Genomic DNA, 26,615 nt, shown 5'->3' on the forward strand with positions numbered 1-26,615 from the left:
TTTCCGGTAGTTAACTAAAATTACCTGTGGACAGTCCCTGTTTTATTTTTGGCTTTAATTGTCGGTTTCTTTGCGGTGGAATGGCCACCAATTGGCCTTATTAAACAGCCGTACCATGACTGGAATAAACAGCGGCAGCATAATGAACGCATATAAGAATAATCCGGTTAATACAACGGTAGCAATTTGTAACAGCGACAAAACACCAGCAGGCATCATCGCCCCAAATGTACCGCCAAGAATGACAGCTGCGGAAATTATAACTGTTCCCATGTTTTTCATTGCTGATAACAGCGCATCCTTAACGGGCAAGCTATGGTTTTCATTAAATCGATCCATTAAGAAAATGCTGTAGTCGATCCCTAATGCAACTAAAATAACAAAAGCAAAGAACGGAACCGCCCAGCTGATTCCTTCATAACCCATGATGTTGACAAAGATAATTTCGCCTACTCCCATCGAGGTGTAATACGTTAAAATCAATGAACCTATCAGATAAATCGGCATGATCAGGGACCGCAGGAGAAGGATAAGGATAATAAATATCCCGGCAAGCATGTAAATGACTGTTCTGGAATAATCCTGGTCAGATATTTCTTGTAAATCATTATTCGTACTGCTTATGCCGGCAATAGCAGTATCAGCATTCTCAAATATAGTTCCTGCCTTAGCGCCGTTCACCGTCTTTTCTATATCGTTGATAAAGTTAACCGATTCGGTGGCATACGGACTATCGGAAAGGACAACCTCGAAAGTAGTGACCGTTTTGCTATCCGATAGATAAGGTTTTATGCCTTCTTGAAAATCTTCATTCTCAACAGCTTCTTCCGGGATATTCACCGTCGGCTGTTGTGTGGCAGTAGAAAATTCATCCAAGTAGGACTGCACTTCGGAAAGCCCATCAGAAATTTGAACCAGGCCACCTGCTCCTTCATGTAGTCCGCTGGAAAGCTCAGATAGCTGTCCTTGCATGTCGCTGAAGGCGTCTTTTAGTTCTTCCTGGCCACCATAGATTTGGGTTAACCCATCTTGTAGGCTTGGAATCCCATTAACTACCTGTTGTTGACCAGCAGCAGCTTGATTCAGCCCATTTTGCAAATCATCGGTTCCACTGATAAGCTGTGCGATTCCATCAGATAGCTGGGATTGCGCATCAATCGTACTATTTAACCCTGAGTTTGCTTCCTGTAAACCTGAAAGCACTTGTGCTTCCAGTGTATCGTTTAGACCGGATAAGCCTGGCTGGTTACTTGTGCCATTGACGACAGCCGCAAGCTGGCCTTTCGCTGTTTGGAAATCCTGGTCACTGGAAAGTGCCGGGTTGTTTTGTTCAGCCCGATTAAAGCCTTGCAGCGAGCTGCCAAGAATTTGCTCCATTGATTGATATCCTTGGACTAAAGAGGTTATTCCTTGTTCAAGCCCCTGGTATCCTTCGAGAAGATCCCGGTTTCCTTGAATTGTCTGCTGCAGGTTGGCCTGAATGGTTTCCAAGTTATTTCGGATTTCTCCTGCGCCCTTAGCACCAGAAGCAATTCCTGATTGTATTTCTGATAAAGCTGTCTGCATTTCTCCAATTCCATCATTAGCTTCCTGAGTGCCTGCCATCAATTGATCGACACCAGACGCAGCTTCTTCTAATTGTGGCTGTGATGCCTCAAGCTGACTGGCAGCATCTGCAAAGCCGGTTTGGATTTCGTCAATGCCGTTTGTGCTCTCCCCGATACCGTCGCTTAATTGTTCGGTTTGGCTGTCTACAGTGAAATCTTCAATCACCTCGCCGGCAGGTCTTGTAGCGCTTCGTACTTGGTCGACACCTTCCAAGGCAGCAATCTGTTGGGAAATGAGTTCGATTTCCTGATAGTCCTCAGGCGACTCGATTTTCTTGTCAGATTCCAATACAACGGTTGCCGGCATCGCCTGCCCAGGTCCGACAGAGTCAGCAATCCAATTAAAGGCTTTAACAGACCCGTAATCATCTCCGATTTCCTCCAGAGAGTTATAGGATTTTTGTCCGTTATAAGCAATAATACTAGGGATTGCGACTACAAGGACAATAATCATAGCGATGAGTGGACGTGTCCAGGCAAAGGTTCCGACACTTCCCCAAAGTTTACTTTCCTTATGGGAGACATTTTTATCAAACGGCCAAAACAGTTTTTTGCCGAGTACAACAAGAAAGAACGGGACTAAGGTAGCTAAAGCAAGTAATACGACAGCAACTCCCACAGCAACGGCCACAGCCGACTGGTACAACGAAAAAGTCGAAAATCCAATCGTCGAGAAGCCGATCAAGACAGCCAAGCCTGCGAAAAAGATCGTTTTGCCAGCTGCTTTGTAGGTTGCCAGTACGGCTTCTTTCGTAGTTTCATAGTTCGCTAGTTCTTCTTTGAATCTGCTGATCAGTAAAATACAGTAATCTGTCCCGATTCCAAACATGACAGCTACCATGAAAATTTGCGTAAAGGTTGATAACGGAAAATCAGCCGTATCGGCCAAAATCGATACAATGCCTTGTGCTGCCAAATAACTAATGCCCACTGTCAGCAGTGGAATGAATGGAGCAACGAGTGACCGGAAGACTAAAAAGAGAATAATGAGAATAATGGCCACTGTAATATATTCTGTTTTTTTCAAGCCTTCTTCAGAATTGACTAGTATATCTTGGGAAATGTATTCTTCTCCAGTTAATAAATGGTCAACATCGATTGAGGCAGTTGCTTCATATAATACGTCGCGTGATTGATCGATATCCCTGTCTGCGAGAGAAACGGTCATCGGTACCATGATCGTCGTGCCATCCTCGGAAACAACTTGCTCCTCAATCCTTTCGTCATCCCTGAAGGATAAGACATTAGAGATGCCCAGATCCTCCTGGTTTGACTGCAAGCGGTCTATTCCTTCGGCAATATCGTCTTTTTGGCTGGCTGTCAGGCTTTTTTCTTCATGGAATACCATGACAGCACTTGTAGTATTTTCAGCATCATCATTGGACATCTGCTCCAGCAGTTCACTAGCTCTCGTAGAAGAATAGCCTTCAGGAACGCCGATTTGCCCTTTGTCCCTGACCAACTCCTGTAAATTAGGAGATAATAATAGTAATGCAGCTGCCGCAGCAATCCAAATAACGAATATTACCCACCGAAACTGAATGATTTTTCGCATGATTGTAGCTCCTTTTATGTTAATGTTTCCTAAGTATGCTGACTAATTTTTCAAGAGATTGAACAAATCTCTCAATTTCCTGTTCACTGAATTCGGAAAGAATTTCGCCGAGCACCTCGTAAAGCCTTTGTGTCCCTTCAGCCATGGTTTCTTCCCCTGTTGGCGTTAAACTCAAGTAAACGATTCTCCGATCCTCTTCATCCCGCTGCCGGTCGATTAATCCTCGCTCTACCATTCGATTAATTTGCGCAGTCACAGCACTTTTACCGATAGCAAATTCATGGGCGATATCTGAGCTTGTGCATGGCTGTTTTTTTTGCACATAACGTAACGTCGCGAACTGATCAGATGTTAATTCCTGATGCACCTGTTCATTCATAAGTATATTAACCCTTCGATTTACTTCATTCATTGCAGAGGTATAAATATCGATTAATTCATTTAGCTCTTTGGCTTGCATCTCTTTGCTTCCTTTCATGTTTGTTTCATAAGTGAATAGTTTCATTATTGAACTATATTAAGTTACCATGTTGCCTGTTAAAAAGCAACAGGACGTCAAAAATAACATGTTCAACGTTTAGTCATTTATTAGAAGGTTACAGGACAAGCAGCAAGAGAATTAGTTATAATGGAAAAAAACAAAAAAAGAGGGACCTAATAATGAAACAATTAACTTGCCGCTACTGTGGAAAAACCATTCAAAAACGAGATCAACTTATCACCGCATCCAATTGGCTTCGCGTCAGGCCTTATCATTATGTTTGTTTTTCGGAAGTTGAAAAAGAGGCATCGACCATTTACAACAATTGGACACCAGTCAATGTTGCAGCGGCCAATATCACCTCGCTAATTATGGCTGTTCTTGCAGGCTGGCTGCTTTTTGTGGATACCTGGGGGCTTATCGGAGATTTGATAGGGGCACTGGCTTTTTATAGGGTACTTATCCGTCTATTTTCGTATTTCTTCATAGAAATAAATGTGCCAAAGTAAACAAAATGAGGTTTGAAACAATATAAAACAGGGTAATAAACACTAAAAAATTTTCTGATTTTTTTTCCTTAGCGGCAGAAATAACGAGCAAATGATAATAAACGGCTACAATTAGTGTTTATTTATCCTCTAGTGACATTTATCGACATTCTTCGCTAACAACTACTTGTTAGCGTATTTGGATTCATATGGATATTAAGGTAAAATGTAAGATGTTGTCCATTGACAGCATTTTAATTTTGTGATTTCGGTGTTCATTGATATTGTTGAGCAATACTAGCTCTCATTATTTCTTCTAAACCTCCTGGTGAAACTTTTACATATAGCCCTCTAACTATGATCATTCCTTGTGATTAAATAAAAGCGATTAAGCAATAATAATAAATAGCAGTAAAGAAATTGGAAGGATGGCCAATTATTTTTGCGTGAATTTTTCTCTGTTTCCATCCGTGGCAGCAATCACCAATTAGTTGAAATATTGTTCTTTCTTTGAATTTTCTAACCGTGAAATTAAAATGCTTTTCATCTCTAGGTCGAATAAATAAAATTAAACGAAAAAGGGGTAAGAAATTAATGAAAAAGTTATTTTTGTTACTGGCTACAGTTTTACTTTTAGTCCTTGCAGCCTGTGGAGGATCAGACAATTCCGAAGGTGAAAACGGTTCTGAAGGCGGACAAAGCATTGAAACAATTGTCCTTGCTGATGCCGGATGGGATAGTATTCGATTCCATAACAGTGTTGCTCAAATGATTATTGAAAATGGTTATGATTATAAAACAGAAGTCACACCAGGATCCACCGCAGCTACCCTGCAAGGTCTGCGTGAAGGCGATATCAATGCTTATATGGAAATTTGGACAGACAACGTAAAAGAAGTATATGAGGAAGCTATCGATGCCGGCGATATTGAAAAAGTATCTACCAACTTCGATGATAATCAGCAAGGCATTTATGTTCCTACTTATGTTATCGAGGGCGATGAAGAACGCGGCATTGAGCCAATGGCGCCTGACTTAAAAACAGTGGAGGACTTAAAAAAATATCCAGAAGTGTTTGAAGACCCGGAAGACCCGGGCAGAGGGCGTATTCTTAATGCCCCAAGCGGATGGGCTGTTGCAGAACAAATAGATGCCAAATTCGAAACCTATGGATTAGATGAAACAATGAATAACTTTATGCCTGGTTCTGATGCGGCAATTGTTACTTCTTTAGCTGACGCTTATGAATCAGGGGAAGCTTGGGTAGGATACTACTGGTCTCCAACAGCTGTTACAGCTATGTATGATTTGACACTATTGGAGGAACCAGCGTATGACGAAGAAACCTGGAAGGAAACAAGAGGCACTGAATTCCCGCCGAACGATGTAGTAGTAGGTGTTCATAAAGATTTGCCTGAACAAGCTCCGGAAGTCGTTGATTTTCTAAGTAAGTATGAAACCAGCAGTAAACTTACCGAGGAAGCATTGACTTACATGAACGAAAACGATGCGTCAGCAGATGAAGCAGCTGCCTGGTGGATGAAAGAGCATGAAGATATCTGGACCGAATGGGTCCCAGAGGATGTAGCAGAAAAAGTGCAGAAAGCCCTTTAAATATAGGGATGGAATGTTTTGAAAAAATGAAGGCTGTGCATAGCCTTTCCTATAAGTAGCTGGCTTCGGTCAGCTACTTTCGATTCTTTAAAAGAATGATATCTTAACTGATAATTTTACAAGCGAGGTGAGAAGACTGCTATTAAGCAGTTATGCCAATGGGTGATTTTCCTGATATTCAAAGTAATTTAGGGGAGTATGTCTCCAATTTTGTTGATTTTCTGGACAGTGCTTTAGCAGGACTGTTTGATTTTATATTTTTTATATCTTCAAGGACTATCAATGGTATTGAAGGATTTTTAGATTTTCTGCCATGGTGGTTGTTCCTGATTCTGATTTTTTTGTTAGGCTGGTATTTTAAGTCGGTTTGGTCCGGCGTATTGTATGCCTTCTTTATATTTCTTGTAGGGACGTTTGGGTTATGGTCCGAAATGATGATGACCATTTCAATCGTCTTGTCAGCAGTAATAATCTGCCTGGTTATCGGCATCCCGCTTGGCGTATGGATGGCGTTCAGCAAAGGCTTTTCCACCGTCATGCGGCCGATTTTGGATGCAATGCAGACAATGCCAAGCTTTGTTTATCTAATTCCGGCCATCTTCTTCTTTGGACTCGGAAATGTTTCGGCTATTTTTGCGACTTTGATTTATGCACTGCCTCCAGTCATCCGTTTGACTGAACTTGCCATCAGGGGAGTAGATCCGGAAGTAGTCGAATCTGCTCAATCGTTTGGCTCCTCAAGATGGCAGATGCTAACTAAAGTTCAGCTTCCGCAGGCATTGCCGACAATTATGGCAGGGGTTAACCAAACAACAATGATGGCGCTGGCAATGGTCGTAATCGCTTCGATGGTTGGAGCCCAGGGCTTAGGGGAGCAAGTATTAATTTCAATTAACAGAATCGATATTGCTCTTGGATTTGAAGCAGGAATCAGTATTGTATTTTTAGCCATCATTATTGATCGAGTGACCGGTGGGGTTGCTGATCGATTCCAGAAGCATAGGAGGGCTAAATAATGGCAGAAAGCAAAGTGAAAATTGATCAAGTCTCCAAGATATTTGGTCCCAAACCAAAGTCAGTAATCGCTCAAGTGAGAGATGGTAAATCAAAGGCTGACATATTGGAAGAAACAGGACATACGGTCGGTGTATATAATGCTTCCATGGAAATTCAGGAAGGAGAAATATTCGTGATCATGGGTCTGTCCGGAAGCGGGAAGTCTACCTTGATCCGCTGTTTCAATTTATTGAATAAGCCTACTGATGGAGCAATTTATGTAGATGGCGAGAATATAGTCGATTATAATTCTTCCCAATTAAAAAAATTCAGGCAGGAGAAAATTGCCATGGTCTTCCAGCATTTTGGGCTGTTTGACCACCGGACGGTGCTTGAAAACATTGAGTATGGCCTGGAAATAAAAAATATACCGAAAGAGAAAAGACGGCAAACCGCACAGGAAAACTTGGAAGTAGTTGGCTTGAAAGGCTATGAAGATAAATATCCTGATGAATTGTCAGGCGGAATGCAGCAGCGGGTGGGACTTGCCCGGGCTTTAGCCAACGATCCGGACATCCTGTTGATGGATGAACCGTTCAGTGCACTGGATCCGCTGATCCGGCGGGAAATGCAGCTAGAGTTGCTTGATATTCAAGAGCGGCTAAAAAAGACGATTGTTTTTATCACCCATGATGTCAATGAAGCATTTAAGCTAGGCGATCGAGTGGCTGTCATGAAAGACGGTAAGGTAGTGCAGGTCGGTTCTCCTGAAGCGATTCTGGAAAATCCGGCCAATGATTATATCTCTGACTTTATCAAAGATATCGACCGTTCTAAAATTCTTCAAGCTGAAAACGTAATGATCAAACCGAACGCCCTCGTATCTTTAAAAGACGGCCTGAAGGTTGCTATCAAAGAAATGGAGGAAAACGGAATTTCTAGTGTTTTTGTCGTTGACCGCAGCCGGCATTTGAAAGGAATCGTCACGATTGACGAAGCTATCACAGGAATTAAAGAGAAAAAGTCGCTGGAAGATGTACTCAGCACGGATGTAACAACAGTATCGAGAGAAGAGTATGTTAGTGATTTAATTCCTAAAGCACTGGAATCCAAATATCCGCTGGCAGTTGTTAATCAGGATAATAAGCTGGAAGGATTTATCTTACGTGTCCATGTGCTTTCAGGGCTTGTTGCTGAAGATGTCAATGAAAGCAAAGAATACCACGGCTATACTAACTAAAAAGACAGCCTTGCCTATTATCGGCAAGGCTGTCTTTGTTTTCATGGCTGATACCGGTTATGAATCGTGTTTCTTTCAAACATTCAGCAAATTGTTTACAATAAGCAAAAGAACGATTCTATTATGAAAGGAGCCGATAGTATGGGCTTAAATACAGTCATGACGTTACATAATGGGGTAGAGATTCCCTCGGTTGGACTTGGGGTATATAAAGTAGAGGAAGGCAACGATGTATATCAGGCTGTCAAATCTGCCTTGGAAATAGGCTACCGGCATATCGATACGGCTTCCTTTTACCAAAATGAAGAGGGCGTAGGCAAGGCGATTAAGGACAGCGGTATCCCTCGGGAAGAGATATTTGTGACTACCAAAGTATGGAATGATGAGCAAGGCTTTGCCGAAGCTCTGGAGGCTTTTAATCGCAGTCTTACCAAATTGGGAACCGATTATATTGATCTTTATTTAATCCACTGGCCCGTCCCTGGTAAATATAAGGATACATGGAGAGCGTTAGAGAAGATTTATGATGAGGGTAAAGCAAAGGCTATTGGAGTCAGTAATTTTCTTCCCCATCATCTGGATGATTTGATGAGGGACGCACAGATAAAGCCGATGGTGAACCAAATTGAACTGCATCCGAAGCTTTCTCAAGTGGAAACACGCGAATTTTGCAGCCAGCACCATATTGCTGTCGAGGCTTGGTCGCCTATTGGCAAAGGGAGATATCTTGATCATCCTATGTTGCAGGAATTGGCTGAAAAGCATCAAAAATCGTCAGCCCAAGTAATCCTGCGCTGGCATTATCAAAATGGCGTCATCATCATCCCTAAGTCAGTAAAGGCAAACCGTCAGCAGGAGAATGCCCAAATCTTTGACTTCGAACTTACGGAAAAAGATATAGAACAAATGAACGAGCTTGACGAGGATTTCCGGCTTGGAGCCCATCCAGACCATTTTAATTATTAATAGTAGGCCTTCGGATTATCCCGGAGGCCTTATTCGATAATTCCATGGCGAAGAATTTTTACCTTCAAGTCAATATCTAATTTCATCTCAGGGAACTTGGCGCGCCATTCCTTTTTTGTAATAGGGTGCTTCGTGTTATAAATCTCACCAAAGCCGATCGGATCTACATTCAGTTCCTTAAATTTAGCCATTAAATTATTAATTTGCTGTTTCAGATTTTTAGCGATCTCATCCTCAAGCTTATGCAAGGTTTTTTCGTCATCTAGTGTCAGCTGCTCTGAAAGTTCCACAAGGCGCGCCTCGATTTTTACCTCACTTTTAAATTTGACTTCTTCTTTAGAGACTAGTTTAATTTTGTTGCGGCTGCGAAGCTCACTAAGAGCTAAAAATAACGATTCTTCCTTGCGGTTATCTGTTTCTGTTTCTCTCACTGATTCAAACTTTTCGATGGGGAGATCAACTTCTATCCTCCCTGTCTGATACTTGCCTGATAACAGCTTTATGAAAAATCCTTCCTCTGTGGATATTTCTCCGACTTGCCTGTCGTCTTGGAACAATGCCATTTTGGTAATGCTCGGCATTTGATCTTTGACAGAAAGCAACGGCAGGACCGGGTCCGAACCAACGTCAAAATACTTATGCATAAAATCCCGCAGTGTCGTTCTAATCAATATCTCCTGTTCTACATTTGTATCAATTAATTGATACAAATGGGTGCCGACATTCGTCGTACTGTTTTGAAAAACCTGGGATAATATATCACCTGCAGAACTATCGGCAGCAGCCAGATACATCGTATCGGTTATTTTCGCATCGCGGCTTAAAGTGTCTAAAATGCTGAAGATTCCCTGTTCAGCTATAGAAGGGCCAAACAATTGTACACGTAATTTACCAGGAACAAGCCGGAAGTTAGATTTAAGATTTGCGCGCTCCCTTGCTCCTTTTATTGTCTTCGCTGTCGAAGAAACTAATTCGTTTGGACTGTTAGCGTTCGGATCAAATTGGAAAAAGACATAGGTCGAGTCAAGCATTTCCTCGTTTTCCTGATTGATATCGACCCCGATTGTATTGATGACCCCCAGCTTCTCAATGGGATAGGCAGGAGCACAACCGGCAAGCAGAATAAATATAAAGCATAAGCTAGCATAATGAAGTTTGGGCATTAGTCCTTGCCATCCTTTTGTTTGGTATATTTCCTTCTTTTTATTAAAACGATCGGAAACAGCAGCATCGGATAGACAAAGGCTATCCAGAAACCAGCAGTGGCCACCCTGTCGATATAATTTAGAATGACCACTTCATTCTTTACAAGTCCTGCTCCCACAAAGGCAGTTGCCCCTACAGCATATAAAGCTTTCCTCTGTGGAACTTTATATAACCTTTTCATAGAATAAGTTATCATCCACGTTAGAAATATTATATTTGGCAGAATCACCATCATCCATTCAGTCACAACTAATACGTCAAACCGGCCGATGATGGCATATTCGACGATCTTAAATAAAACGAGCACAGGCCAGATTTGTTCAACTAATTCCCTGCCGCTGAAATAACCAATACAAATAACGGTTACAAGCAAGATTAAAAAAGTGGTCAGCAGCACTCCTAAGTGAGCCGACTGTTTTGCTTTCCGTTTATTATCTATGAATGGATAAATGAAAAACAAAATTTCCAAGCCAATATAAGAATATACTGTCTTGCGGGCACCTCGCAGCAGCTCTGCCGGGGAAGCCTGCAATACCGGCTGAAAGTGTTCGAAATCCATTAAAGAAATTGGTTTATATAGGAAAATCAGTAGCCATAGCGAGAAAAAGAAAAATAAAAAAGTTACTCCTACTGCCACCCGCAATCCGCCGGAAACAGCATAGATTATTAATAGGATTAACATTAAGCTCAGGAGCCAGGGTGAGACTCTTGGAAAGACGAATATTTGAATGACTTGAATGTAATCGACCAATACACTAACGAGCACGAAAAAAAAGTAAATAATATAACCGGTTCCGAGCAGTTTTCCGATCCATTTACCGAAGATATCCATTTGAATACCTAAAATATCAGCGTTTTCATATTTGTTCAAAATCACCAGCATAACAGCAACGACTAAATGGATGAGTCCACCGGCAATGAGTACGGAAATCCAGGCGTCCTGTTTTGCTTCCATAAATATATAGCGGGGGACTCCCATGATTCCTGAACCGGTCTGAAGGCTGGTAATGATAAAGAACAGATAAAAGGCTTTGATGCGTAGATTTGGTTTTACCACCACATTCGGATTCACAGAAATCCCCCTATTCATCAATATCCTTCATCTTTTTTGTGCGTTTTTGCTTGTAACGGATCATATCCTTCGGGCGAAAGGATACGCTGCGCAGGTTACTAATAAAGTTTGGCAGCCGGTAAAAGGTATTGTCGAAGTCCTTATAATTAAATGGGTATGCCGGTAATAAATATGGCCTGCCCAGCGATGTCACTTTCAGTAAATGGATGACAAGGAAGCAGATACCTGCCATTACGCCTATCAAACCAAGGAATCCGCTTAGCAAAATCATCGGAAAACGGATAACTCGAATTGTCGACCCTATAAGATAACTAGGAGCAGTAAATGATGCCAATGCACTGATTGCCACCACAATAATCAGAATGTTGCTCGTTAACCCTGCGGCTACTGCTGCCTGACCAATGACAATACCGCCGACAATCCCAATAGTCTGGCCTACCTTTGTCGGCAGTCTCGCTCCGGCTTCCCTAAGTAATTCAATTAACAATTCCAAAAACATTGCTTCAATGACAGGTGGAAAAGGAACGGCAGCCCGGGATGATCCCAAAGAGGTTAACAGCGGAGTCGGAATGATTTCATAATGAAAGGTAACTGCTGCAACATAAGCTGGGGTCAACAATGCTGATATAATCAAGGCAACAAAGCGCAGGATCCGGATAAACGAGCCGACATTCCAGCGCATGAACACATCTTCGGTAGACTCAAAAAAACTGAACAAGGTAGTTGGCGCAATAATTCCGGTAGGGCTCTTGTCGACAAGTACTCCGACCTTCCCTTTGGTAATCGAATAAGTAAAGCGGCTGGGCAGCTCGGTTTGATAAAATTGAGGAAAAATCGACATGGACGAATCCTCAATAAAATACGTAAGAGGGGTGGCATCTTCGATTTCGTCCATTACAAGGTTTTGCAGCCGCTGACGCATTGTTTGTACGTCCGTTTCATTGGCAAGGGATTTAAGGTACATAAGCCGGATTTCTGTTTTTACTCTCTCACCAACAATTATTTTTTCTGAAACCAAGTCATTGGAATTCAAGCGCCAGCGTACCTGGTTCAAATTAGTATCAAGGGATTCTGTGAACGCATCCTGAGGGCCAAGGACTGTAGATTCTTTATCTGATTTCTGTACTTTTCTATGTTCCTGCTGGGGAATCAGATAGGTGAGCAGGCCCTCTTCGTTTTCCACATAAATCCCCACTGCACCACTAATAAGGTCATCCATTATCGCTTTTAAATCGGTTTGTAGGGCAGCATTGCCTAACGGCAGCTTGTTGCGGATTTCTGCCAAAGTCCAATCGTTTTTCTTTGACAATAAAGGAGATAAAATACTGCTGTTCAATTGATTTTTATTGATCATTACCGTTATATAAAAAACTAGTATTTTGGAAGCGCCGACTTGAAATTCCTGAAGCTGAAAGTCCGGATTATCATGCATGGCGTCCGATAATTGCTTTTTTAGATCGGCTATGGATAAAGGGAACATTTCCTTAGCCTTGCTTTTCCTTTCCTTACTTCTTTTCATAATAGGTTCCTCCAGCAAAACAATTAGCCATAGTATGCCGAAAAATGACCAGGATTATTAGCTGATTGCTGGAAAAGTTACGGATAGCTGACTGGTGGTTTTTCTCCAAAGATAAAGCTACTTGCAAAAAAACGAGCGATAACAGCATCGAGGGTTTAACAGGCCTTCTTCTACCATTCATTGAGGACGAAAAGGAAGATGTATGGCGATTAACAGTAAGTGTTTCCAATAGTATCGGATAATCATTTGTACTACGCTACGGAAATACACTACGCTTTCCGCGGGCGGCTGGTGAGCCTCCTCGAGCTTGCGCTCTACGGGGTCTCAACGAGGCCTTTCCTCCCGCAGGAGTCTCCGTGTATTTCCTCCGTTGAAAGTCTACGTACGGTTTTCAACCAATAAAACCCAAATACTTACTTGAGATCGCGGTCGTGTTATGCAAGGTAGCAAAAATAGCTCTATCAGTGCAGGCAGCATATAGACTCTAGGATCAGGACGAGTCTGAGGGAACGCTTCGGCAGCGACTTATCGCACGCAGAAAATGGCTCCTTTATGTTCAAGGAGGCGGAAGCTGTGCTCACAGGAACGAAGTCTTCTGCCTGAGCAAGTTTAAGCACCCAACCTTGTTAGAAGGAAAAATAAAGTTGTAACGGTGTCCGCAGGTTTTCTTCTTAATCATTAGAAAAGAAAAATCGAACGAGTTCGAATGTTATTCGAATCATCGTTCGATTTTTACTTTGGCCACTATCCTTTTGTCCCATCCTGCCGTGCTAATTAAATATATGAATGATTGGCTTAGTAGCCGTTGACAACAATATCGAGCTTGCCAGAGTCGGTATTGATCAGCAATCCATGGACTGGTGTGTCCTCAGGCATTAGGGGATGATTCTCTATGTTTTGCACGCTTGTCTTAATACCTTCTTTGGCTTGGTCGAATCCCCGCAGCCAGTCGGCTAAATTGCTCTTGTCGCTGAATTTGCTCATTTCTTCTTCGGTGATCCCTTGTACTTTCATTCTTTCGAGAATTCCTTCTGGCCTGAACCCATTCAGCCAGCAATCATGATGGCCAATCACAAAGATTTCATCTGCTCTTAGCTCGTATACAGCGATCAGCAGGCTTCGCATCACACTATCATCAGGTTCAGTTAGAATCGCACCAGCGTTCCTGATGAATTGGACATCGCCGCTGTTTAGGCCAAGTGCTTTTGGTAGTAATTCGTCCAGCTGTATTTCCATACACGTCAATATAACAGCGTTTTTGTTCGGAAAGTCCTTCCCCCGTCCGGAAGTATGAGTTCCTTTCTCCATGAATTGAACATTATGTTGAAGCATCTCCTCTAATAACATCTCTTCCTTCCTTTCTTCTTATAGCGGTATTAACAAAATAACGGATGATGTGATTATTTTCAAATGAAGCTGCATGCTAGAAGAAACCATGTTCTAATAACTTTGATAATAAACATTTATGTGGTATATTAACCGTAATATTAAAATATTCAAAAAAAGTTTACCCACGTGCCCATACTCGCAAATTTCACCTTGTTTCAACCTTCTGCTGTGTCTATTAACGTAATTTTCCATGGAAAATGGAATAAGTTTACGTCACTAACCCCTGTAAACTAATATTTTAATCCGAATAGATATATTAATTAAGGATTCTATGAAAGGGTGAGATGATGGAAGAAATGACGAGGAATTGCCGATTATGCCAAGAGCCAATGCCGCCATCTCCATTTATGACATGTCCAGTTTGTTTAGCTGACAGTGAAAAGGTTAAAACGTACATCCTCAAGAATCCGCATGTGACTCCAGAGAAAATATCAAAAGAAACAGAAGTTCCTTTAGATAAGGTTTCCAATATGGTGAAGTTAGGAATCAGTGTGAAGTGATTTGCACAATAAGGCTGTCTTTTTAAAGGCAGCCCTCCGCTGGCAAAAGAACTCCATTTACTCGCTATCCCCAAGGCATAACTCTGATAAAACTAGAGGAATCAACGGTCTTCGGAACCCCCAATTTCTTATTACTTTTCAGAAAAATAAAATAACAGGTTGACACATAATGTTCACAATTATATAATTATGGAGCATTAATACGAAAGGAGGTCACGGACCAATGAAAAAAGTAAACGTAATTTTAGTTAATTTCATACCTTCTGTGGCCTCCAAGGAAACTCGTATGCCGATCACCCATTGCTGATTATGCTTGGTGTATGTGTACATATGAATATTTCTAATTACAGGTCACGATGATAAAATCCGTGGCTTTTTTATTTCTAATCGAAATGCACTCGTCTGCGGATGGGTGTATTTTTTTATGTAAAAAAGTTCCATTGTTTGCATCAAAAGCCTTGATAAAGAATAGACTCTTGTTTATCGCTGATGAGAGCGAGCGGGGTTTTATTATAAATATCATATCGGATGAGGAGGAGTATGAATGAGAATGCATCAACAGAAAGCGGATATTTTGTTACAGGATTGGAAAGAGAGCGGTTAGCAAACTTAGCAAAGAAAAAGAAGCAGGTGACAAAAATGTTTAGTGTATTTAAAAAGTTAGATTGGTTTTTTAAACGTTATTGGAAAAGGTACAGCTTGGCAATTATTGCTTTAATTGTAGCTAGTCTGATTGACCTTATCCCGCCGAAATTGGTAGGGATGGCTATAGATGAAATCCAATTTCAAACCTTCACATGGGAAAGAATGACAGAAGTCATCCTTATATATGGAATATTAATTATCTTAAGTTATACTATATCCTTTCTATGGGACTATAACTTGTTTGGCGGCGCAGCTATTATGGAAAAGCTGATGCGCTCCAGGCTGATGAATCATTTTCTGAAAATGACGCCCACTTTTTATAGTAAATTCCGGACGGGAGATTTGATGGCAAGGAGTACCAATGATTTAAAGGCGATATCGATGACTACCGGATTTGGTGTCTTAACGTTGGTTGATTCAAGTATTTTCATGTTCATGATTATTGCGGTAATGGGATTGACCATCAGTTGGAAGTTGACGTTAACAGCGTTAATTCCGCTGCCAATTATGGCTGTAGTTATGCAAAAGTATGGAAACGTTATTCACAGCCGGTTTACCAAAGCCCAAGACGCCTTTGGTGATATGAATAACGAAGTACTGGAATCTATACGCGGAGTCAGGGTGATCAGGGCCTTTGTCCAGGAGAGACAAGATGAGGCGCGATTCAATGCCATGACAGCTGATGTTTATCAGAAAAACCTGGAAGTCGCTAAAGTAGATGCTCTATTTGAGCCTACGATGAAGATACTTGTCGGATTGTCTTATACAATTGGTCTAGGATATGGCGCTATGCTAGTTTTTCAAAACCAGTTGACGATTGGTGAGTTAGTGTCTTTCAATGTGTATTTGGGTATGCTGATTTGGCCAATGTTCGCGGTAGGGGAATTAATCAATGTTATGCAGCGGGGTAATGCATCCCTGGACAGGGTCAATCAAACGCTCGACTATCAGGCTGACGTCAAAAGTCCGGTCAATCCGATGTCTATAAAGCTTCCAGGAGAAGTCGTTTTTGACAAAGTCGACTTTTCTTATCCGGGTAGCCAGCAAGCTAGTCTCCGTGATATCAGCTTTCGTGTGGCTGGCGGCCAAACGGTCGGTGTTGTAGGAAAAACAGGGGCAGGGAAAACAACCTTGTTCAAACAATTGCTGCGCGAGTATCCTGGTCTGCATGGAGATTTGAAAATCTCGGGAGTGTCGATTAACAAGCTTGATTTAGACACAACTCGTAATTGGATTGGTTATGTACCCCAGGAACAAATTCTATTTTCTAAAACAATCAGGGAAAATATACAATTTGGCAAGCAGGGGGCAACGGACGAGGAAATCTTTAAGGTCATGGACATGGCTCATTTTCTCGAAGATATCAAAAGCCTGCCAAATGGATTGGATACGAAAGTTGGAGAGAGCGGTGTGACTCTTTCTGGCGGTCAAAAGCAGCGGGTAGCACTTGCCAGGGCTTTTATCAAAGAGCCGGAGATTCTCATTCTCGATGATGCTTTGTCAGCGGTTGATGGAAACACAGAAGCAAATATAATCAGCCACTTAAGAAAAGCGCGGCAAACCAAGACAACTTTTATTGCTGCCCACCGGTTATCGGCTGTCGAGCATGCTGATCTCATCCTGGTTATGGATAAAGGCAGGATTCTGGAAAAGGGTACACACGAACAATTACTAAAGATAGATGGTTGGTATGCTGCGCAATACCGTGCGCAGCAGCTTGAAGAACAGGAGGTGATCTCCTAATGAAAGGTTCAACGGAAAAAAGATTGTTGAATTATGCAGTCAAATTTAAAAAAACAATTTTAATTGGTCTCGTTTGTTTGGTCATAGCAGTCGCCCTCGAGCTAGCTGGACCATTTATAGCTAAACGAGTGATAGATGAACACATCACAGGAATTGAAACAACATGGCATCAAGTGGATGTCCAAGACGATAAATATACCGTTGCTTTTAATGGAGAATTATATAAAAGAGAAGACAGGCTGGCAAAGAATGAGCAATCCTTGGGAAAAGCCAGCCTGCTGCAAGTGGGAAGGTCTTATTACCTTACAAAATCAGAAGTGAGTCAATCGGGCGAAAGAAGTGTCGACAATGGGATTGTCACAGTAGAAACTCCTGCCGGTAAGGAACAAGCAGAAGCAGAAAAGTTAACTGTTGCAGAGCTTTACCATTTTTTCAAGCCTGAGCAGGCACCGATTATTTGGTTGTTAGTTTTATATGTAGCATTACTATTAATTGCGGCAATTTTTCAATTTGGAAAGACATATCTTTTGCAAAAGGCTTCCAATAAAGTGGTTGAGAGAATGCGTAATGATATCTTCAGCCATACCCAAGAAGTGCCTATCAATTATTATATAGATCAGCCTGCAGGGAAAATAGTAGCCCGTGTTACCAATGATACCGAAGCGATTAGGGACTTATATGAGCGGGTTCTGTCTGTATTCGTGACGAGTATCATTTATATGGCTGGAATTTATACAGCGTTATTTTTATTGGATTTCAGGCTGGCTGCGCTATGTTTGATTTTATTGCCGGTCATCTTTTTATGGATGAAGGTTTATAAGCACTTTGGCACCAAGTACAACAGGGTAGTTCGTTCGACTGTCAGTGAAATTAATGGGAACATTAATGAGTCGGTTAATGGTATGCCAATCATTCAAGCATACCAAAAGGAGAGCCAGGTGAGTTCGGAGTTCGAAAGAATGAACGAACGCCACTTTGACTACCAAAGAAAGCTGGTAAAGCTGAGCGCCCTAACTTCTCATAACCTTGTCAATGTTCTGCGTAATCTGGCTTTTGTAGCTTTTATCTGGTATTTTGGTTCCTCTTCATTAGGACTGGAAAGTGTAGTAACCGCTGGAATCTTATATGCGTTTGTTGATTATTTAACCCGTTTATTCCATCCAGTTAACGATATCGTAAACCAACTGCCATTATTGGAGCAGGCTAGAGTGGCTGCATCACGAGTATTCGAGTTAATGGATGAACAGGGGGAAGCTGTAGATACACAGCCGATAGAAAAATATCAGGGGCATGTACAATTTGATTCTGTCTGGTTTTCCTATGGCAAAGAAGACTATGTCTTGAAAGACATAAACCTGGACGTGCGGCCGGGAGAGACAGCAGCATTTGTCGGTCATACAGGGTCAGGTAAAAGTTCGATCATGAATCTATTGTTTCGTTTCTATGATCCTCAACGAGGCAGGATTACGATTGATGGCAAGGATACTGGCCGCTTTTCCAGACAGCAAATCAGAAGCCATATGGGAATTGTTTTACAAGACCCGTTTTTGTTCACTGGAACCGTTTTGTCGAATGTAACGATGAATGACCCGAATATTTCCCGGGAAATGGCGATAGATGCATTAAAAGCTGTCGGAGCTGATCGGTTTATTGATCGATTACCTGCAAAATACGACGAGACTGTCAAAGAGGGAGGCGGTACGTTTTCGATGGGGGAACGCCAGCTTATTTCATTTGCCAGGGCGCTAGCCTTTGATCCGTCTATTTTAATCCTCGACGAAGCGACAGCAAATATCGATACAGAAACGGAAAATCTAATCCAGCAAGCACTTGATGTGTTGAAAAAGGGACGCACAACTTTAATTATCGCGCACAGACTGTCGACCATTCAGCAGGCAGATAAGATATACGTCTTAGACCATGGTACAATAAAAGAAGAAGGCAACCATCAGAGGCTGTTAGAGCAAAAAGGTCTTTACTACCAAATGTATCAAATGCAGCAAGGAAAATTAAAAGAACAGGTTGTCTCCTAATCTCGTTTGCATGAGGTGAATGGATGAATAAATCAGATGAGGAAAAACACGATATTATCGATGAGGATTTATATGAAGATATTCCCGAGGAAGAATTGCTGGAGATTTTAGACGAAGAAAAACGAAAAGCAATCAAGGCACAAGCAGACAAAGAAGCGAAACCAAAGCGCCCTTTTCCCAAATGGGCGTTTTGGCTAATTGCAGTAGCGATGATGATTAATGTAATTGCATTATTGCCTAATACGGTATCAGTCCCGGCAGTAAATTTCCTAATTACTTCGGCAAAATTATCACAGGACGATCAAGTCAGCGCATATAAACAGTCGGTGGTAGTAATTGAGGCGGGGGATAGCCGGGGCACAGGTTTTTCTATATCTGCCGACGGGAAAATTTTGACAAATCATCATGTGATAGAAGACGAACGTAGGATATTGGCTGCTTATCCTGAAGATGGATTGTTTGATGCTGAAGTAATAGCAAGCTACCCTGATATCGATTTGGCTGTATTACAAGTGAAGGCGGAGGGTTTGCCGTACTTAGACTTAGCGAATGACAGTGACTTCACCGCAAGGGAGCATATCCATTTCATCGGCAACCCCTTACGTTTTCAGGGGATTGCTAACGAAGGCGAAATAATTGGTTATACCGAGTTAGACAGCTGGGACCAGCAGGTGATGATGCTGGAAGCCCCTGTTTATCGGGGAAATAGTGGAAGCCCAGTAATTAATAGCGAAGGAGCTGTGATTGGAGTGGTGTTTGCCACCCTGGACCATGAGGGACACGGAAAGGTTGGTTTAGCAGTTCCAATCGATTATTTTCACGAAAAGCAAAGCAACCATGAAACATAACTTGTTGATATGCGCGCGTCTTATGCTGAATTGAGCGAAATCTGATCCGTTCTGCTTCTTGCTGGTTGCGTTTCATGTGTGGACAGGAAGGGTATATTTTTATAAAAGCCAGGAGGGATTACTATTTTACACTATGCTTCTTCGATTGAGAGCTACCAGCTTCAGGCCAGTGATGGGGAGCTGGGAAAGGTGAAGGAACTGTACTTTGATGATACGCAGTGGGCAATCCGCTATCTTGGCGTTGACACAAGAAAGTGGCTTCCAGGCAGACGCGTACTCTTATCCCCGAGCTCTTTTACTAAAATTGACCCGGATAACCAAACGGTTCACGTATCAAATGATAAAGAAACAGTGAGAAACAGTCCTTCTTTGGAGGAGGCCAGTTCGATGACGCCAAGTTATGAAGTGGCGTTGACTAGATATTATGGCTGGACACCTTATTGGACTGGAGGTTTGCTTTGGGGAAGGCAAGATGTACCTTTAGTTGGAACCGTCGATGAAAAGCTTCCAGACAGGCCGGAAGATGAGAGCGCAGATTTGGCGGATGAGATTACCCATAATCTCCGGGAGATTGATGAGTTAAAAGAATCCTTCACTGTGCATGCCTCGGATGGGAAAATAGGTAAAATAGATGATGTAGTCATTGATGATAATAATTGGAAATTACGCTACTTGGTCGTGGAAACCGGTCAGGATTATAGATGGAAATACGTGTTGCTGTCACCTGATTGGACTCAATCAGTAGATTGGGTGGATAATAATATTTATCTCGATGTAACATTAGAGGTAGTCAGAACTGGCCCAGGTATCCAAGAGAAAGGCGATATCTCCAGGCAGTACGAACAAGAGCTCCACACAGCATACGGAAAAGCAAGCTATTGGAATTATTAAGCAAAAAGGAACAGCACATTGCTGTTCCTTTTTTACTGTTAAGAGGTGAATTTCAACTAAAATCAGCGAGGATATCCATTATTTTGTAACATCATGACAACTTTTTAAACAAATTGTAATCTTCCTGTGATAGCTTCTGAAGCACAGTTTCTGTATCATTAATCATATTAAAGATAATGGAGATTAACATGCAGATAAAAACAGTAAATAAACTTAAATTAAAACAAAAAACACCCATAAAAACCCTGCTATTATCGAAATCTATAAAGGCTGGAGGTGATGAAGGTTGATCGGTCATCGCTCTGCTATAAAGGAAAGACCTAGTTTAGAACAACAAGTTACGATGGTACAGAACGGAGATGAGGAAATACAAAATAGCTTATTACAAGCTTATCAACCTTTTATTGCCAAAAGCGTTTCTGATGTATGTAAGAGGTATATAGATCCCCAGACGGATGACGAATTCAGTATAGGTCTGCTTGCTTTTAATGAAGCGATGTTGTCCTATTCTGCTGATAAAGGAAGTTCTTTTTTATCTTTTGCACGCCTGGTAGTGAAGCGGCGGGTAATTGATTATATTAGACAGGAAAAGAATAAGTCTGCTCCGGCTTCCTTTGATGAGCCTTTGGAAGATGCCCAAATGGAAAATCCGACCGAAATTACTGCTGCTAAATTTGTATACTCGAATGAGTTAGACAGCTGGTACCGCCGTGAGGAAATAAAGGATTTGCAAGCGAAGCTAAAAGAATATAAGTTATCTTTTGAGGAACTTACCAATGTATCTCCAAAGCATCGGGATGCCAGAGAGTCAGCAATCCATGTTGCCAAAGTGCTTTTCTCTTGCGATAATTTAAGGAGTTATGTCTTGCAAAAGAAAAAAATACCAATTAAACATCTGATCAACCGTGTGGATGTCAGCAAAAAAACGCTGGAGAGAAACCGTAAGTATATATTGGCGATATTTATCATCCTTAATGGAGATTATATTTATTTAAAAGATTACTTAAAGGGGTTGGGTTAGTGAAAAGAGGAGTTATCATGGAACGGCACCGCCATTACATGATTGTAATGGATAGAGACGGGGTATTCCGCAAAGCTCAGCCAATCAGCCATGGTGAAATCGGGGCTGAGGTTGTTTATGAGCCGAAGGAATCGAGCCGTATCCATAACTTTTTGTTTACTGGTAAATCAGTGAATAATCGAACGAAAATTGCCGCAATGACAGTCATGCTATTGTTGATTACCTTCCCCCTATATGCTTGGTATAATGGGGATACGGCTTATGCCTATGTCAATGTCGACATTAATCCAAGTATGGAAATGGAAGTTAATGAGGCACTGAAGGTAAAGGATATTCAGCCTTTAAATGAGGATGCGGAAATGATTCTTGCCGAATTAGGCGACCAATGGAAGAATAAAACAGTGGAGGAAGTTACCGCCCAAGTTATTGACCAGGGACGCAAAGATCAATTAATTGAAGGGGAAAATGTTGTCATTATTGGTGTCAGTTATCTGGAAGGACCGTTAAAGGATAAGCACATTACCAAGGTTCTCGATGAATACTTCCGTGACCATCCAGATGAAGGGCTGGACGTTGCCACATTTGAAGTACCGGAAGAAATTCGCAAAGCCGCTAATATCCAGGACAAGTCTATGAACCAAATGTTTGCAGAAGAGGTTGAAAATGATCAAAGCTCTCCGCCGGCTGATTCCAAAATGGATGATCAGGAAAGAGATATCATACAATCATTTTATAATAAGCAAAGTGATCATGAGATAGAGGAAAGCGCTGGAGAAACAGATGATACAAAACCTAATGCTGTGAAACAGAAGAGCAATGGAAAGGATAATGGCAACAGTAATCAACCCCGGGTTGATTCCGCCCAGAAAGCAAACCGAGATCAACACCAGAAAATGATGGCAGCTGAAAAGAAAGCCGGGCAGCATTCCAAATTATCCAAGAAGGAAGAAAAAAACTCAGAGCCATCAAAACAGAAATCAGCGAAACTGAAAAAACATAAAGACAAAAATAGTAAGGGAGAACAGCAGGAGAATAAACAGTTAAAGAGCAAGCAAAAACAGGAAAAGCAAAAGAATAAGAACAAACACAAACAGAATAAACAGAAGCAAAACGATGGCTCAAACAAACATAAAAGAGATAAAGGAAAAAACCATAATAAACATTAAATCGGCTCGCTCTGATTGTTAAAGCTCTTACCACATGCGGATAAGGGCTTTTTGTCGTTGCAATGAAATGATAATTGCTTATATTTGGTCGGTACTTCCCAATCAAGTACAATTAAAGATGTAAACATCAAATCATTTAACAACAAAAGGGAGCTGCCTATTATGGGGAACAAACCACGAGTGGGAATCGTCGGTCTGGGTAATATTGCACAAAAAGCTTATCTGCCATTACTGACGAAAGAAACAAATTGGGAGCTGATGGGTGCCTTTACACCTAATCGTAACAAACGGGAAAAAATTTGCAGACAATATCGGATTGAAAGCTTTTCGAGCTTAAAATCATTAACTTCCCAATGTGATGCAGTGTTTGTTCATGCTTCCACAGAAAAACATTTTGAGATTGTTTCTTATTTGCTATCTGAAGGAAAAGATGTCTATGTGGATAAGCCATTGGCTGCTAGCTTGGATGAAGCGGAGCGATTAGCAGAGGTCAGTGATAAACGAGGGCGAAAATTGATGGTTGGTTTTAATCGAAGGTTTTCTCCTATGTATCGACAGGCAAAAGAGCTATCGAAAAATTTTGCTTGGCTGCACATGGAAAAACATAGAGCCGACAGCATCGGACCGCAGGATTTCTCGTATACGATGCTTGATGATTATTTGCATTTGGTTGATACTGTCAGGTGGCTGGCAGGCTTTGATGACTTGTCAGTGACAGAATACTTCTCGAAAATCAATGATGATGGCCAGCTTGTATTTGCTAAGCATTCTTATGTGGAAAAAGATCGGGTTTTCACAACTGCCATGCACAGGCGTGCGGGTTCTAACCTGGAAAAGCTGGAATTCGTGAATGAAAAATCGATAATCAGGGTAATAAACCTAAACACCCTGCAGGTGGAGAAGGACAATAAAGTCAGCACCTTGATACCGCCTTCTTGGGAAACGATATTGACAGCTAAAGGATTTGAAGGTGCTATCCATCACTTTTTCGATTCCATCGAAAAAGATACAGTCCCTGCAACGAATGGCTGGGAAGCTTTGAAGTCGCAGCAGCTGCTCCATGAAATGATTGTACAGGCATCTAAAAATAAATGATTTCAGCAGGAAAGGACTGCTGCTTGGAGATTGAAGCTCTGGGTTCTTTCGAGATGATTCATAGTAAAGCGTAAAAGGAGCTCGATTATATGTCCAAATTGGACTTAAAGCAATTTGAGAAAAAACTGATTGTCAGGAATATAGAAAAAGAAGATATTGATCAAATTTTGCAAATGCAAAAGCGTTGTTTTCCGAATATGGACCCGTGGAAACGGGAGCATTTACTTAGTCATTTAGACCATTTTCCAGAAGGGCAATTTTGTATTGAATTGGACGGCGACATTATTGGCAGCTGTTCCAGCCTTATCGTCAATTTTGATGAATATGATGATAAACATACGTGGGATGACATTACAGATGAAGGGTATATTACCAACCATGATCCGGAAGGTTACAATTTATATGGGATTGAAGTGATGGTCGATCCTGAATATAGAGGAATGAAAATCGGGAAGCGGCTGTATGAAGCTCGAAAGGAATTGGCGAGAGAACTAAACTTGAAGAGCATTATCATCGGCGGCAGGATTCCTAATTACCATAAATACCAGCATGAACTGACACCAAGAGAATACGTAGAAGAAGTCAGCACAAAAAATATTTATGATCCAGTTTTGACTTTCCAGATTATGAATGGATTTACCGTCATGCGGATAAACCCAGGGTACCTGCCCGATGACGTACAGTCAGCTAAGTATGCCACCTTAATGGAATGGAACAATATCGATTACCGGGCAAAATCCAAGCGCCATTTTAAGACGGCCTATCCGGTAAGAATTACCGTCATTCAGTACATGATGAAAAATATTGAGTCGTTTGAAGAATTTGCCCGCCAGGTGGAATATTATGTCGATGTTGCTTATGATTTCGGCTCCGATTTTGCCGTTTTTCCGGAAATATTCACCACGCAGCTGATGTCCTTTCTAGAAGAAAAGGTACCATCTAAAGCAGTACGCAAACTGTCTGAATTTACGGAGGATTATATTGAATTGTTCTCCCATTTAGCGATGAAATACAATGTCAATATTGTCGGGGGATCTCACTTTGTCGAAGAGGACGACCATATTTATAATATCGCTTATCTTTTCCGCCGCGACGGAACGATTGAAAAGCAGTATAAAATTCATGTTACTCCTAATGAAAGAAAATGGTGGGGAATTCAGCCGGGCGATGCTGTGAAGGTGTTTGATACCGATTGCGGGAAAATAGCCATACAAATTTGTTATGATATCCAATTTCCCGAACTCACCCGATATGCGGTCGATCAAGGAGCGAACATTATCTTCGTTCCATTTTGTACGGACGACCGCCAGGGGTATTTGCGGGTCCGATATTGTGCCCAGGCTCGCGCCGTAGAAAACCAGGTGTACACGGTGATAGCAGGAACTGTTGGCAACCTTACCCAAGTAGAGAATATGGATATTCAATACGCTCAATCGGGTATATTCACTCCGTCTGATTTTGAATTTGCCCGAGATGGAATCATCGGCGAATGCCACCCGAATATTGAGACGGTAGTTGTCGGTGACGTCGATTTAGAAATCTTAAGAAGACAACGTAAATCAGGTACAGTCCGGCAGTTAAGGGATCGAAGAAGGGACTTGTTTGAAATAAAATATAAAAATATCAGGACAGAGGTAAAGCCTCAACAGAAGGGATGATGAATGAATGCTGAAGGACCAAGTAGCTATTGTGACTGGAGCGTCCCGCGGCATTGGCAAAGAGATTGCCCGCCAGCTTGCTAAACAAGGGGTCAAGTTATCGATAATGGGAAGCTCTGAAGAAGTCCATAGAACCAAGCGGGAAATAGAAGCGGAAGGGCATTCCGATATTTTTTCTTTCCGTGCAGATGTGACCAAAGAAAACGAAGTGGACCATGTAATCGAAGCAACCAAAAATGCTTTCGGCTCCCTTGATATCCTTATCAACAATGCTGGCGTCGTTATCTCTAAGAAAATAAAAGACATTACGGTGGAAGAATGGAGAAAGACATTTGAAGTAAATGTGCAGGGAGTTTTTCTATGTACTAAAGCTGTTGTGCCTATCATGAAGCAGCAGCAATCCGGAACGATTATTACGATCTCCTCGGATGTTGCCAGATATGCGATTGCAGAAATGGGATCGCTGTATACGTCGACTCAATATGCAGTACAAGGCTTCATCGCTTCGATTGGCCAAGAATTAAAGGGTGATGGAATTCGTGTAGGCACGATCAACCCAGGGTTAGTCAATACGAATTTCGGAGCCATTCAAGGTAATGAACAGGGCGGCGAAAAGAAAGACTGGCTCAAAGTAGAAGATATCGCAGATGCCGTTATTTATATGGCGGGTGCGCCCAAACACATGCTTATTGACGAGCTATATCTACATCCATTAAGCCAAAAATACCCACGAACATAATAGCCGGAAGGGGACACCATAGATGGTGTCCCCTTCTATTTATTAAAGCTACTCGATCAACTTTGGTTGAAAGTAGAGCGACTAACACGAAAAGAGGATCAACACTGAAAAAGCCAGGGAAACCGGCAACAAAAAGCGGAGGG

The 26,615-nt window shown here is 41.7% G+C and carries 22 protein-coding genes; 16 read left to right on the top strand and 6 right to left on the bottom strand.

The genetic code is table 11. The features are described 5' to 3' along the window. Positions 1 to 54 precede the first annotated feature (54 nt). Positions 55 to 3,162, bottom strand: a complete 3,108-nt coding sequence (locus BLR93_RS15660; RefSeq protein WP_093216587.1) for an MMPL family transporter — start codon at positions 3,160 to 3,162, stop codon at positions 55 to 57. A 19-nt stretch (positions 3,163 to 3,181) separates the two neighbouring features. Next, the gene (locus BLR93_RS15665; RefSeq protein WP_093216590.1) at positions 3,182 to 3,622 is read right to left on the bottom strand and encodes a MarR family winged helix-turn-helix transcriptional regulator; all 441 of its coding nucleotides are present in this window, start codon (positions 3,620 to 3,622) and stop codon (positions 3,182 to 3,184) included. Positions 3,623 to 3,822: 200 nt separating this feature from the next. Here BLR93_RS15665 and BLR93_RS15670 point away from each other — a divergent pair, with 200 nt between their 5' ends. From BLR93_RS15670 to BLR93_RS15690, 5 genes are all read left to right on the top strand, one after another. After that, the gene (locus BLR93_RS15670; RefSeq protein ID WP_093216592.1) at positions 3,823 to 4,152 is read left to right on the top strand and encodes a hypothetical protein; all 330 of its coding nucleotides are present in this window, start codon (positions 3,823 to 3,825) and stop codon (positions 4,150 to 4,152) included. Between the two features lie 573 nt (positions 4,153 to 4,725). After that, complete coding sequence (locus tag BLR93_RS15675) at positions 4,726 to 5,745, top strand: ABC transporter substrate-binding protein (protein ID WP_093216595.1); 1,020 nt, start codon at positions 4,726 to 4,728, stop codon at positions 5,743 to 5,745. Positions 5,746 to 5,903: 158 nt separating this feature from the next. Beyond that, positions 5,904 to 6,761, top strand: coding sequence for an ABC transporter permease (locus BLR93_RS15680; RefSeq protein WP_093216597.1), 858 nt, complete (start codon positions 5,904 to 5,906; stop codon positions 6,759 to 6,761). Then, positions 6,761 to 7,981: a quaternary amine ABC transporter ATP-binding protein gene (locus BLR93_RS15685; protein ID WP_093216600.1), complete on the top strand. Its 1,221-nt coding sequence runs from the start codon at positions 6,761 to 6,763 to the stop codon at positions 7,979 to 7,981. The genes BLR93_RS15680 and BLR93_RS15685 overlap by 1 nt, the downstream gene beginning before the upstream one ends. A gap of 141 nt (positions 7,982 to 8,122) precedes the next feature. Continuing rightward, on the top strand, positions 8,123 to 8,947 hold the full coding sequence (locus tag BLR93_RS15690) for an aldo/keto reductase (protein ID WP_093216603.1): 825 nt from the start codon (positions 8,123 to 8,125) through the stop codon (positions 8,945 to 8,947). A gap of 29 nt (positions 8,948 to 8,976) precedes the next feature. On the opposite strand, the gene BLR93_RS15695 is transcribed toward BLR93_RS15690, so the two are convergent. The 3 genes from BLR93_RS15695 to BLR93_RS15705 are packed head-to-tail and all read right to left on the bottom strand — an operon-like array spanning position 8,977 to position 12,744. After that, the gene (locus tag BLR93_RS15695; protein ID WP_093216606.1) at positions 8,977 to 10,110 is read right to left on the bottom strand and encodes a Ger(x)C family spore germination protein; all 1,134 of its coding nucleotides are present in this window, start codon (positions 10,108 to 10,110) and stop codon (positions 8,977 to 8,979) included. After that, positions 10,110 to 11,225, bottom strand: coding sequence for a GerAB/ArcD/ProY family transporter (locus BLR93_RS15700; RefSeq protein WP_093216609.1), 1,116 nt, complete (start codon positions 11,223 to 11,225; stop codon positions 10,110 to 10,112). The genes BLR93_RS15695 and BLR93_RS15700 overlap by 1 nt, the downstream gene beginning before the upstream one ends. A gap of 10 nt (positions 11,226 to 11,235) precedes the next feature. Next, positions 11,236 to 12,744: a spore germination protein gene (locus tag BLR93_RS15705; RefSeq protein WP_093216612.1), complete on the bottom strand. Its 1,509-nt coding sequence runs from the start codon at positions 12,742 to 12,744 to the stop codon at positions 11,236 to 11,238. 65 nt (positions 12,745 to 12,809) lie between these two features. Between BLR93_RS15705 and BLR93_RS18150 the strand changes: the two genes are divergently transcribed. Next, positions 12,810 to 12,986: a hypothetical protein gene (locus tag BLR93_RS18150; RefSeq protein WP_175559393.1), complete on the top strand. Its 177-nt coding sequence runs from the start codon at positions 12,810 to 12,812 to the stop codon at positions 12,984 to 12,986. A 553-nt stretch (positions 12,987 to 13,539) separates the two neighbouring features. On the opposite strand, the gene BLR93_RS15710 is transcribed toward BLR93_RS18150, so the two are convergent. Then, entirely contained in the window at positions 13,540 to 14,091 is a 552-nt protein-coding gene (locus tag BLR93_RS15710) for a beta-class carbonic anhydrase (RefSeq protein ID WP_093216614.1), read from the bottom strand. Between the two features lie 329 nt (positions 14,092 to 14,420). On the opposite strand from BLR93_RS15710, the gene BLR93_RS15715 reads away from it, so the two are divergent. The 10 genes from BLR93_RS15715 to BLR93_RS15760 all read left to right on the top strand — a co-directional run bounded on the left by BLR93_RS15715 (position 14,421) and on the right by BLR93_RS15760 (position 26,472). Next, positions 14,421 to 14,633, top strand: coding sequence for a hypothetical protein (locus BLR93_RS15715; protein WP_093216617.1), 213 nt, complete (start codon positions 14,421 to 14,423; stop codon positions 14,631 to 14,633). Positions 14,634 to 15,272: 639 nt separating this feature from the next. Beyond that, a complete protein-coding gene (locus BLR93_RS15720) occupies positions 15,273 to 17,021 on the top strand; it encodes an ABC transporter ATP-binding protein (protein ID WP_093216718.1) in 1,749 nt (582 codons plus the stop codon). Further along, positions 17,021 to 19,054: an ABC transporter ATP-binding protein gene (locus BLR93_RS15725; protein ID WP_093216620.1), complete on the top strand. Its 2,034-nt coding sequence runs from the start codon at positions 17,021 to 17,023 to the stop codon at positions 19,052 to 19,054. Before BLR93_RS15720 ends, BLR93_RS15725 begins: the two co-directional genes overlap by 1 nt. A gap of 23 nt (positions 19,055 to 19,077) precedes the next feature. Next, positions 19,078 to 19,902 (top strand): S1C family serine protease, encoded by an 825-nt coding sequence (locus tag BLR93_RS15730; RefSeq protein WP_093216623.1) that lies wholly within the window; start codon positions 19,078 to 19,080, stop codon positions 19,900 to 19,902. Between the two features lie 144 nt (positions 19,903 to 20,046). Continuing rightward, positions 20,047 to 20,793: a PRC-barrel domain-containing protein gene (locus tag BLR93_RS15735; RefSeq protein WP_342720704.1), complete on the top strand. Its 747-nt coding sequence runs from the start codon at positions 20,047 to 20,049 to the stop codon at positions 20,791 to 20,793. Positions 20,794 to 21,082: 289 nt separating this feature from the next. After that, positions 21,083 to 21,814, top strand: a complete 732-nt coding sequence (gene sigI, locus BLR93_RS15740; RefSeq protein ID WP_425440954.1) for an RNA polymerase sigma-I factor — start codon at positions 21,083 to 21,085, stop codon at positions 21,812 to 21,814. Further along, positions 21,814 to 22,980, top strand: a complete 1,167-nt coding sequence (locus tag BLR93_RS15745; protein ID WP_093216629.1) for an anti-sigma-I factor RsgI family protein — start codon at positions 21,814 to 21,816, stop codon at positions 22,978 to 22,980. Before sigI ends, BLR93_RS15745 begins: the two co-directional genes overlap by 1 nt. 162 nt (positions 22,981 to 23,142) lie before the next feature. Further along, complete coding sequence (locus tag BLR93_RS15750; protein ID WP_093216631.1) at positions 23,143 to 24,075, top strand: Gfo/Idh/MocA family protein; 933 nt, start codon at positions 23,143 to 23,145, stop codon at positions 24,073 to 24,075. A gap of 89 nt (positions 24,076 to 24,164) precedes the next feature. After that, on the top strand, positions 24,165 to 25,733 hold the full coding sequence (locus tag BLR93_RS15755; RefSeq protein WP_093216634.1) for a bifunctional GNAT family N-acetyltransferase/carbon-nitrogen hydrolase family protein: 1,569 nt from the start codon (positions 24,165 to 24,167) through the stop codon (positions 25,731 to 25,733). 7 nt (positions 25,734 to 25,740) lie between these two features. Further along, positions 25,741 to 26,472: an SDR family oxidoreductase gene (locus tag BLR93_RS15760; protein ID WP_093216637.1), complete on the top strand. Its 732-nt coding sequence runs from the start codon at positions 25,741 to 25,743 to the stop codon at positions 26,470 to 26,472. The last annotated feature ends 143 nt before the right edge of the window (positions 26,473 to 26,615 follow it).

Source organism: Sediminibacillus albus, from assembly GCF_900101125.1.
GTDB lineage: Bacteria > Bacillota > Bacilli > Bacillales > Amphibacillaceae > Sediminibacillus > Sediminibacillus albus.